This window comes from uncultured Chloroflexus sp. (assembly GCF_937951745.1).
Taxonomy (GTDB): domain Bacteria; phylum Chloroflexota; class Chloroflexia; order Chloroflexales; family Chloroflexaceae; genus Chloroflexus.
This window is the reverse complement of the sequence record NZ_CALFBQ010000060.1, coordinates 33,492-44,116: the sequence shown is the minus strand read 5'-3', so window position 1 is coordinate 44,116 and position 10,625 is coordinate 33,492. Positions and strand designations below refer to the sequence as shown.

Genomic DNA, 10,625 nt, shown 5'->3' with positions numbered 1-10,625 from the left:
CCGCCGGGAGGGATCACCCGCACTTGCGGGTAGCGATACCGTTCACGTTCATCAGGCCGCAGATACTCTAGAAATGGATCATCAACTAGCGGCCCCGGCAAACGTTCGGCCCGACCAAAGATGGTCTTAACGGCTCGTTCATTCTGATCGACGGTGTAGAACCCGGATAAGAAATAGCGTACCACCAGCCAAACTAGTACCCAGAACAAGATACCTGTCATTGCTTGACCTCCCTAAAGTTTTTATGAACAAAAATCCCGATAAAATGTAATCACAATGTTTTCACTGTGATTACAGAATATATTCTGTTGATTACAGACAAGGTCTGCGCCGTGCTGGAGTTGCAGCATGTGCCGAACCACACCACCCTATCGCACGCCTGCAAGCGGCTGCTGCGCATGAACGTGCTGGGGAGGATACAGCGCAAGTTGCGAGACGAGGCAGGAGTGAGGAAGAAACGATGGCCTTTGCGAACACCGGCTACGCTACCTCCTAGGCGATCACATATTCCCGCAGTCGGACAGGCCGCACGATGCGAGTATTCGGGGTAAGGTCCGTCGCGGTGGGCACGTACTCGCAGCTCGTTGTGGCTTGTCAACAGGCAACTATCCCAAGCAGTGACAACGTGTTCCTGAGCAGAGTGCAGTGCGAGGCGCAGTGTTCTGCGCGCAGAGAGCGCTGGGTGATAATGGCTGATGCTGGTTGTGACGGGCGAGGGGGCACAAGGAGATACCTGTTCCCACACATCCGACGTGGCGGCAACGTGGTACGTTCTAAACAGATCGCTAGGGCCGAGTTGGTGACGGTAGCCCAGTTGGATGACTGGTATAGCCATCATTAGAAGGTAGAGACGGTGAACTCTGTCATCAAGCGCACGTTTGGTGATGCCATCCATTCGCGCTCGGCAGTTCTCCGAAACCACGAGCCGGCTATCAGGGGATTGGTCGACAATCTCCATCTAATTTCTTCTCAACCTTCTTGCCTATTTTTGCAACTAAGTAGGTTACTTACATTATAACATACGGCATCCTGCAGAAAAAGTTGCGCTACATGTGCTATAATCGCGCCGACTCACAGATTGCGAGACGTACCATTTGGTGCGTCACAACAGAAGGGCCATGCTCGCCCCCATGGCGCTTCTGAACGGATCCGATCGTCGTAGATCAGGAGAAGAAGTCATGCGCAAGACTCTACTCACGCTGGTAGCGCTCTTCACGCTACTCGTGCCGATGCTGGCCGCCTGTGGTCAGCCTGCGGCCCAGCCCACCGCGACGCCGGCGCCTGCATCGCCGACCGCCGCTTCCACAACCGCCCCCTCAGATTCTGGCAGGCCCCGGATCGCGTTGGTAACGGATCTGGGCAAGGTAAACGACGGGACGTTTAACGAGTTTGCCCACCTCGGCGCGTTGCGGGCGGCGCAAGAGTTTGGGCTCGAGTACAAGTATATCGAGACGCAAGCCCAAGCCGACTACGAGAAGAACATTCAGACCTTCGTCGATGAGGGCTTCAATGTGATCGTCACCGTCGGTTTCTTGATCGCCGATGCAACCAAGAAGTTCGCCGCCGAGCACCCCAATATTATCTTCATCGGGGTTGACCAGTTCTACGAGCCGGGCACTGTCACCGATAATCTGGTCGGTTTGCAGTTCCGCGAGGATCAGGCTGGCTTCTTGGCTGGCGCGCTGGCTGGTATGATGACCAAGACCGGCACCGTGGGCGTGGTGGCCGGCGTGGAGATCCCGCCCGTTAAGCGCTTCAAGAACGCCTTCGACAATGGCGCACGCTTCGTGAACCCCAACATCAACCTGCTCGGCGTCTATTTGCCCACCTTCATCGACCCCGCCCTCGGCGCTAGCACCGCCCAGCAGATGATTGGCGACGGCGCTGATGTGATCTTCGGCGCGGGCGGTCCAACCGGTTCCGGCGCGATCAAAGAGGCCGCCGCTCGTGGCGTGTTCGTCATCGGCGTTGACCAAGATGAGTACGTGACCACCTTTGCCAACGGCTCCGCTCCCGGCGCCGACAAGATCCTCTCCTCGGCAATTAAGCGGGTTGACGTAGCCGTCTACGATCAGATCAAGGCCGTCGTCAACGGCACCTTCAAGGGCAACGGCATCGCAATGTACGAGGCTGCTAACGGCGGTATCGGCTACGCCGATTACCACGACACCGCCAACGTCGTGCCCGCCGAGGTGAAGGTGCGCATGGAGCAGATCCTCGCCGCACTGACCAACGGTACGCTCACCACCGGCGTTGATCCGGTCAGCGGTGATGTTGATCCGGCCACCATCCCCGCGCCGCAGCCGTTCCAACCTTCAGGTGTCAAATTGCCCCGGATCGCACTGGTGACGGATTTGGGGAAGGTTAATGACGGCACTTTTAATGAGTCGGCCCACCTCGGCGCGTTGCGGGCAGCGCAAGAGTTTGGGCTTGAGTACAAGTATATCGAGACGCAGGCCCAAGCCGATTACGAGAAGAATATCCAGACCTTCATCGATGAAGGTTTTGATGTAATCGTCACTGTTGGCTTCTTGATCGCCGATGCGACCAAGAAGTTCGCCGCCGAACACCCCGACATTATCTTCATCGGGGTTGACCAGTTCTACGAGCCGGGCACCGTTACCGATAATCTGGTCGGCTTGCAGTTCCGCGAGGATCAGGCTGGCTTCTTGGTTGGCGCGCTAGCCGGTATGATGACCAAGACCGGCACTGTCGGTGTTGTCGCCGGTCAAGAGATCCCACCGGTCAAGCGCTTCCGCAACGCCTTCGACAATGGCGCGCGCTTCGTGAATCCCAACATCAACCTGCTCGGCGTCTATTTGCCCACCTTCATTGACCCAGCTCTCGGTGCTAGCACCGCCCAGCAGATGATTGGCGAGGGCGCTGATGTGATTATGGGTGCTGGTGGTCCGACCGGCTCCGGTGCGATCAAAGAGGCGGCTGCCCGCGGTGTCTACGTGATCGGCGTCGATCAAGATGAGTACTTTACGACGTTTGCCCGTGGCACTGCTCCCGGTGCCAATCGGTTGCTTACCTCGGCGTTGAAGCGGGTTGACGTGGCCGTCTACGATCAGATCAAGGCCGTCGTCAACGGCACCTTCAAGGGCAACGGCATCGCGATGTACGAGGCCGCCAACGGTGGTATCGGCTACGCTGATTACCACGACACGGCCAATGAGGTGCCTGATGCGGTCAAGCGCCGGATGGAAGAGATTCTGGCTGCGTTGACCAAAGGCGAACTGACCACTGGCGTCGATCCGGTCAGCGGTGACATTGATCCGGCCACCATCCCCGCGCCGCAGCCGTTCCAGCGGTAGTCATCGAATCAAGTCTGTTGCTGTTCGTTTGTCACCGGCGAAGCATAGTAGCTCGCCGGTGATTGTTTTGCAAGCTGGTGCTACTTCCCGCTCCACCGCAACGATGAGATCAGTAACCAATGCGCAGACAGCAGTGGTCTGGGAGCCATTGCCGGATTATGGCGCGCTGTTGGAGGGAGGCCGTAACTTTTTCTGCGATCACGCGGCTATGAGAGTGAGGGCGCTAAGCTGATGCAATTCTTTAGGACAAGGAGGACACGATGGATCTGCCGTTATACTCGCCTATTGCCGCTCGCTCTCGCTGTCAGTCTTGTGTTCGTTATTGTGTTAGGCGGCAATGTTGCAGCGCATTGGCTTGAAACAGGCCAATAATTCTCGTTCGCCGTTACGAATCTGTTGAATATGCGCTTTGCCGAGCGCCACTGAAACGAAGTGATCGCGTTGATTCAGCGTCGCCGTGAAACCGAGGTTGAATTTAGCGACACCCTCAGGGAGGTAATGCTCAACCGTTGGGCCATCGGTGATATTCCGTGATCATCGATAACACGATCTAGGTGCGGGGTGAGTCAGCAGCCGGCGCTGAGGTGGTCGTGATCGGGTATACGACAAATGCCGCCAACGGCGTACAGGTGACTGTCTTCATTGTGGGTCGAGATGGTAACAATGACATCACCATCTCGCCCAACAATCACCCCCTCACCACGACCACACAATGACGACAATCGGCGCGATCAGACCGTTACCCTCTCACCTAAAGTCTAGCGATGATGATCTTAGTGGGTGTGGCAGCGACAATAGCGGTAGCGGTGACGACAACGATAACGATAATGATGACTAATTGTTGATCACATCTGTACTCCATCGAGTACAAGCGCGTGCTATATATCTAGGACGTGGTTATTCTTTACTTCTTTTCAACAAGCAGCAAGGATGCTATGATGTGAGTATTAGATTCAGCTACAACATGCTGCGGGGGCAAAGCAGTTGGCAATAAAACGCGAACTAGCCTCTCCGATTCTGAAGACGTGAACAAATCACATCGTGACCATCAATCATTTTAGAAAATCACGTGCTAAACCATAGGAAGCGAAGTTTGATCCGCGAGGGCGATAAGTATGACCAAATATCAAATTATCACACCACCTACATTTCTCAACGAACTCATTGGTCTGCCCGCAAAGATTCAAAAAACAGCCTTGCAGAAGGTCAAAGTACTTGAACGTGATCCGATTTCAGCGCAAGGAGATGCCAAAAAACTTAAGAATCGCGTCCCGCCGCTGTACCGAGTCAGAATTGGTGATTATCGTCTTATTTACACCTTTGATGCGGGATGGGTCAAACTGATTGCGATTCGCAAACGCGATGATCAAACCTACCAACACGACTTCGGCCAGATTGACCTGCCGGAAGAAGCGCCACCGGAGGTTAGCTTCCTGTACGCACCGGAGCCGTCCGAACCGCCACCAAGCGAGCCAACCGTCGTAACGTCACAACCGCTGACGCGCGAAGTCACCGTCGCCGATCTGCGCCAGTGGCACATCCCAGAACAGTACTGGCCAGCATTGCTCGCAGTGCATACTGAAGATGACCTCTTGAACGCGCCCGTACCGCAACCGATCATGGAACGGGTACTCGATATTCTGTACCCGCGCAGCGTCGATGAAATTCTGCAACAACCACAATACCTGCTCAATGATGCCACAGACCTTGACCGGTTTGTGGCCGGCGAATTGAGCGATTTCTTGCTAATGCTTGATCCCGAACAACAGCGGCTGGTCGAAACGCCGCTCGATAAACCGGTACTGGTGCGCGGCGGGCCGGGCACCGGTAAATCAATAGTTGCGCTGTACCGTATCCAACGACTAGTAGCGAGCGGGCAAACGCCGGTGTTATTTACCACCTTTACCAACGCCCTAATCTCGTACTCGACGCAACTGTTGGAACGTCTCCTGCAAGGAGATCTTGCTGCAAAAGGAGTCGAAGTCAACACCGTCGATAGTGTCATCTTCCGTCAATACGTCCGCGCGTATGGCTCACCCCGCTTTGCCCCTGAAGGAGAGTTGCTGAACACGTTGCATCAAGCATTAGAGACAGCGCCCATGGTCAGCGACAACGAAGCTGAACGCCAACACCGCCGAGAAGCGTTACGAGCGTTAGGGGTCGAATACCTGCTCGACGAGTTTACCAGTGTGATTGAACATTGGGGGCTAACCACGTATGAAGGCTACGCGAGTCAACCACGGATCGGGCGCAAATTGCCGCTGCGCGCCTCGCTGCGTGAAGCCGTGTGGTCGGTGTATGAGACGTGGTCTAATCTCTTGCGCCAACAAGGATGGACGACGTGGGGCAATGTGCGGCGGCAGGCGCTGGAATTAGCGCGCCATCAGCCGGCCCGGCCCTACCGCGCCATCGTGATTGATGAAGCGCAAGACCTTTCGCCAGTGGCGCTGCGTTATCTGCTCGCTTGCGCCGAGTCGCCGCAATCAATCTATATCACTGCCGATGCCAGACAATCGCTGTACCAACGCGGGTTTTCGTGGCAGCAGATCGATAGTGCGCTCCAAATGCGCGGGCGTAGCTTTGTGTTGCGGCGTAATTACCGGAATACGGCCCAGATTGCCGCCGCCTGCGCCGCCATTCTTGGTATAACCGGCGACAATGAACAAGCTGCCGCAATCCACAACGGCAATATGCCGACCATTCAGTTTTGCCGCGACATCACGGAAGAAGCGATGGCAATTCGCGATTTCTTCGCCGCCGCAGCGCGAAGGTGGCGTTTACCGGCGCACACCGGGGCTGTGCTGTGCCACAGCAAGCAAGTGGCGCAGCACATTTGCGCTCAGCTCAAGCAGCTTGGCGTACCGGCGGAGTTTATGGAAAAGAAACAGATCGATATTCGCAAACCGGTCGTTAAGGTGATGACCTTGCATTCAGCCAAGGGGCTTGAATTTCCCTTTGTTGCCGTCACACGCTTAGCGCAAGAACATCTACCGCACAACTTCGACCACTTACCACCAGAGGAGCGAGAGGAGGCGATTGCGCAAGAGCAACGTCTATTTTATGTTGGCTGTTCACGCGCAATGCGGGAATTATTAGTCTGCGCCAGCGCCGATCAACCATCCTCATTCGTGCAAGCCTTACCGGCAACGCTCTGGCAACAGATCGGGCCGTGACTGACGGCATTGTCGAACCCAAGATTGCGCAAGGGGCAATCACCATGGCATTATTTGCTGCTTTGCAGTTCAAGCCGGACAAAGGCGACGCTAGCGGCCAGCAAAAATGCTCCTAGCCCGATCCACCCGCTCAGTTCGGCGATAAAGCGTTGTTGCGCTTCGGCGGCCAAGCGCAAAGCGCGAAGATTGGTATTGGCCAAGCCCATCACGCCTTCCTGCAAAGCCTGCCGGGTGGCGTCGATCAAGGATTGCTGATTAAGTAAGAGCCACGCTGAACCAATAGCCCGCGCGGTTAGGTAGGCAACGACCCCGGCCAGCGCTCCAATTAGGATAGCAATGGCCAAGCGACCTAGCCAAGCTCGCACCGGTTCAGCGACCATCCTATTGGTTGTCATACCCATCACTCACCCCCTTCGCCGGTAATCCGCTTACGCGCTCGTTCTTTGGCCGCGCGAAGGCGGGCCAGCGCCTCATCACTCTCAGCAACGGCAGCCGTTGGCGGTGGGGCCGGCGGCGGAGCGGACGGTGGAGTCGGCGGCAACGATGTGCGTTCACCAGCCATCTGGCGCCGCGCCTGATCACGGGCAGCGCGCAACCGGCCTAGCACCGGGTCAGGTGCAACCGGCGCTACTCCGGCGGGTCGCAAGCGTCCGGCTAGCGTACTGAGCGGGCCAAAATCGCTGCGACGTACCATCAACCGGCGGAGGGCAATATCAATCGGCAGTAAGATCAACGCCAATAACAGCAGGGGAAAGGCGATCTCCTGCGCAGAAAAGACTTGATTCAGGCGAGTAAACACCTCTGCCGGTTCCGTCACAAACCGGCCCTTAGTTGTATTCGCCAGCTCAGCCAGTAAACCGGGGTTAGCCTGTGCGCTGCGATACTCCGAAGAATACGGTACGACCATCCCGGCAGTTTCTTGAATCACGACCCGATCACCACGTGCGCCGGCAATCTGCACTAGATAGGTACCGGGAATAGGACTCTCGAGCCGCGCCTGATACTGGTTAGGGGCGACCTGTGTCAAACGCACCTCGCGCCGTGAGCCATCACCGCCGATCAAAGTCGCTGTCACCGTCAGATCGTTCTGGCTTGCAGCCGTGGCAAGGCGAACGATCGTCTCGCCGCCGGCAACAGTTACCTCTGCGCGAACATCCTGCCCGCCACGTGGCGTCAGATCTTCGATCAATTGGGCGGCAAAGCGGGGAAAACCCTCCCATACAATCCAGTCGCGCGCCCACTTACCTTTAGTATCGCTCAACCACGCTGCGCTACGGCCAAGGCCAAACTGCCACGTGGCCAAAATCGGCTGCTGATCTTCGGTGGCTAGCAAGAGTTGCGCAGTGTCTTTGAGCGTGCTGCCATTGTAGCCATAGAGCGGCGGAATGGCGCTAAGCCCGGCCAGAATCGGGCTACTGCCGTAGCGTACCGGCACAAACGGCTGCTCAACGATATAGTTACCGATGGTCGTAATCGTCTCTTGGACAAAAATCTGCGGCACATCAGCCATATCAGCCGCCGGATAGTAGCGCCCGCCGCCCTCTGCCGCCAATTGTTGCAAATAGCTAGCCGAACCGCTTCCGGCGGCGACGACCGTCAGAGTAATGCCCTGTTCGCGCAGCCGGGCGGCAATATCGAGCTGATCACCCCCGCTGCCCCAACCATCGGTCAGCAGAATCATATGCTTGATGCGGGCGTCAACTTGTTGCAGCATCTCTTCGGCGCGCAACAAGCCAGCCCGGATATTGGTGGGGCCGCGCGGCTCAACACCTGCCACCGCATCCATGACCTGTCCGACCGTCGCGCCGCGAGTAGCGGCAAACGTTGGAAACGCAGCGCCATCGAATGTCACTACGCCAACCGTATCTTGCAAGCCCAAGAGCGCCGTTGCCTGCGCAATCGCATCTTTGGCAATATCGATTTTACGGTCGGACGAAGACGTTATCGGTGCATTGCGATCGGGATCAGCGCAGTGGCAGGCATCCATCGATCCCGACTTATCAATCACAAAAACGATCGCTAGATCGGGTCGCATTTCGCGATTACGGACATCCATATATACTGGGAGCGCCTCTTCGACGGCGGTGCGGCCATAGCCACCGACGCCAAAGCTATCTTCGCCGCCGATCATAAGTAAACCGCGCCCTAAATCGCGCACATAACCGGGGATAGCTTGCATCAAACCAATCGGCAACGCGCGAGCCGGCGTATTCACCAGCACGAGCGCATCGTAGGCGCTGAGATCAGCCAGCGAACGCGGCGCTGTTTCCGGCGAGATCACCTCGGCCACCATATCGGCGGCGACCAATGCCGTCGCCAACGGGCGAGCATCGGCAGCGTTACGCGCAATTAACAAGACACGCGGCGGACCTTGCACCTTAATCAGGGCCGCAGCCTCGTTATTTTGCACTCTCCCATCGCGGGCTGCTTCCACTTGCACCCGGTAGCGCCGGAAACCGCTACCCTCAACCAGCACCACAAACTCGACACGGGTTGAACCGGGCGATAATTCAAGCGCGCGTTCGGCCACTACGCCGGTATCATCAATCAGACGCACCGTAGCGGGTTGGGCAACGTTACTCTCGACAGTGGCTACAATCAGCGCCTCTTGGCCGTCACGCACACTATTGGGCGCCTCCACGCTGGCCACCAATGCCTCAGCATCAGCTTCGACCAACGTCAAATCGACAATATCGATTGGAATGCCACGGCTTGCCGCTAACCGCGCCGCATCAATCGCCCGCCCGCTATTTTCACCGCCATCAGAGAGCAACACCAACCGTTTTTGCGTATCAGCGGGGAAGAGCGCCATACCAAGCTGAATGGCGGACTCGATATTGGTGCGATTTGCAATGGGGATCGAGGTAATCCGGCCCAACCGGCGATCGCTATCTGGTGCTCGTTCAACCAGCGCATTATCGCCAAAGACGATAATCGCCGCTTGATCGTCAGCCGGCATCTCTTGCAAGGCGGCGCGAATGAACGCCTCGGCCTGTGCGCGGGTCGAGGCCGGCATCGAGTCACTACCATCGAGCAAGAAGACGGTCGTCAACCGATCGACCGGGCGTACCCATTGAATGCCAGCGAAGGCAAAGATCAAAGCCACAGCGACCAAGGTACGCACGATCAGGCTGCCCCAGAACCGGAACGGCGATAACCGGCGCGGCGCGAGTAATGCGAGCGCAGCCATCCCGATCGGCACAATGAGCAGCCAGAGCGCTTCAGGATAGATAAAGGATATATATGGCATAGGCAACCGTTGGCCGGTGAGACATTGGTACGTGATTGTACTGGCATTGTACCGAGAATACCCAGCGATGACAAGGCATGATCGGCCCTTTTTTCTAGGACGATACCATCGCGGCAAAAGTTCCTCTTGTCACACACATAATGCAGGGGCACAGCGATGCTGTGCCCCTACTGCGTGCTCTTGCTTGATCGCTTACGCTCCGACCGTCTCGGCCTGCGGTTCGATTTCAATCTTGGCGCCAAGCACCTTGAGGAACTGGGCAATCCATGCCGGGTGAGCCGGCCACGCCGGCGCTGTCACCAGATTACCATCGGTGATGGCCTGATCGGCGGGCAACTCGTGATATTCAGCGCCAATTAGCGGCAGATCGGGGCCAACCGCCGCATACGCCGTGCAACGGCGACCATTCAACACACCAGCGGCTGCCAAGACCTGCAACCCGTGACAAATCGCCGCCACCGGCTTATTGGCGGTAAAGAAATGGCGCGCAATGTCGAGCACGCGCGGATTGAGCCGAATATACTCCGGCGCGCGTCCGCCGGGAATGACCAGCGCATCGTACTCGTGCTCATTCACTTCATCAAAGGTTTTATTCAGGGTGAAGTTGTGACCCCGCTTCTCGCTGTAGGTCTGATCGCCCTCAAAGTCATGCACCGCCGTGCGCACAAATTCACCGGCTTTCTTGCCCGGACAGACGGCATGCACCTGATAGCCGAGCGCGGCGAGCGCTTGAAACGGCACCATCACTTCGTAATCTTCGACATAGTCGCCGACGAGGAAGAGGATCTTCTTTGCCATTGCCTGCTCCTCTCTGAACGGTTAAACAAATACGACCACCCTGTCGCTATGTTGCCAGCTAGAATAATTCTACGGTAACACGGTGTG

At 56.9% G+C, this 10,625-nt stretch carries 6 protein-coding genes and 1 pseudogene; 3 read left to right on the top strand and 4 right to left on the bottom strand.

Annotated features, from left to right (window positions below; translation table 11 throughout):
• Positions 1-221, bottom strand: a pseudogene (locus Q1A59_RS14330) (SPFH domain-containing protein); the annotation flags it as partial.
• Between the two features lie 957 nt (positions 222-1,178).
• Here Q1A59_RS14330 and Q1A59_RS14325 point away from each other — a divergent pair.
• From Q1A59_RS14325 to Q1A59_RS14315, 3 genes are all read left to right on the top strand, one after another.
• Positions 1,179-3,317: a BMP family protein gene (locus Q1A59_RS14325; protein WP_299645161.1), complete on the top strand. Its 2,139-nt coding sequence runs from the start codon at positions 1,179-1,181 to the stop codon at positions 3,315-3,317.
• Between the two features lie 554 nt (positions 3,318-3,871).
• The gene (locus Q1A59_RS14320; protein WP_298490508.1) at positions 3,872-4,033 is read left to right on the top strand and encodes a hypothetical protein; all 162 of its coding nucleotides are present in this window, start codon (positions 3,872-3,874) and stop codon (positions 4,031-4,033) included.
• Between the two features lie 399 nt (positions 4,034-4,432).
• On the top strand, positions 4,433-6,490 hold the full coding sequence (locus tag Q1A59_RS14315) for a 3'-5' exonuclease (RefSeq protein ID WP_299645160.1): 2,058 nt from the start codon (positions 4,433-4,435) through the stop codon (positions 6,488-6,490).
• Between the two features lie 50 nt (positions 6,491-6,540).
• Here the strand turns inward: Q1A59_RS14315 and Q1A59_RS14310 are convergent, their stop codons facing one another.
• The 3 genes from Q1A59_RS14310 to Q1A59_RS14300 form a co-directional block, all read right to left on the bottom strand.
• Positions 6,541-6,885 carry a hypothetical protein gene (locus Q1A59_RS14310; RefSeq protein WP_298402256.1) on the bottom strand — a complete coding sequence of 115 codons (345 nt, stop codon included), beginning with the start codon at positions 6,883-6,885 and terminating at the stop codon, positions 6,541-6,543.
• Positions 6,886-6,890: 5 nt separating this feature from the next.
• Positions 6,891-9,740, bottom strand: a complete 2,850-nt coding sequence (locus Q1A59_RS14305; RefSeq protein WP_298402254.1) for a VWA domain-containing protein — start codon at positions 9,738-9,740, stop codon at positions 6,891-6,893.
• Between the two features lie 192 nt (positions 9,741-9,932).
• Positions 9,933-10,538 (bottom strand): DJ-1/PfpI family protein, encoded by a 606-nt coding sequence (locus tag Q1A59_RS14300; RefSeq protein WP_298402253.1) that lies wholly within the window; start codon positions 10,536-10,538, stop codon positions 9,933-9,935.
• Positions 10,539-10,625: the final 87 nt, after the last annotated feature.

Excerpts from the sequence above, each read along its gene's own strand:
- Q1A59_RS14325 (WP_299645161.1), top strand. The coding sequence starts at position 1,179 with ATGCGCAAGACTCTACTCACGCTGGTAGCGCTCTTCACGCTACTCGTG.
- Q1A59_RS14315 (WP_299645160.1), top strand. The coding sequence starts at position 4,433 with ATGACCAAATATCAAATTATCACACCACCTACATTTCTCAACGAACTC.
- Q1A59_RS14310 (WP_298402256.1), bottom strand. The coding sequence starts at position 6,885 with ATGACAACCAATAGGATGGTCGCTGAACCGGTGCGAGCTTGGCTAGGT.
- Q1A59_RS14305 (WP_298402254.1), bottom strand. The coding sequence starts at position 9,740 with ATGCCATATATATCCTTTATCTATCCTGAAGCGCTCTGGCTGCTCATT.
- Q1A59_RS14300 (WP_298402253.1), bottom strand. The coding sequence starts at position 10,538 with ATGGCAAAGAAGATCCTCTTCCTCGTCGGCGACTATGTCGAAGATTAC.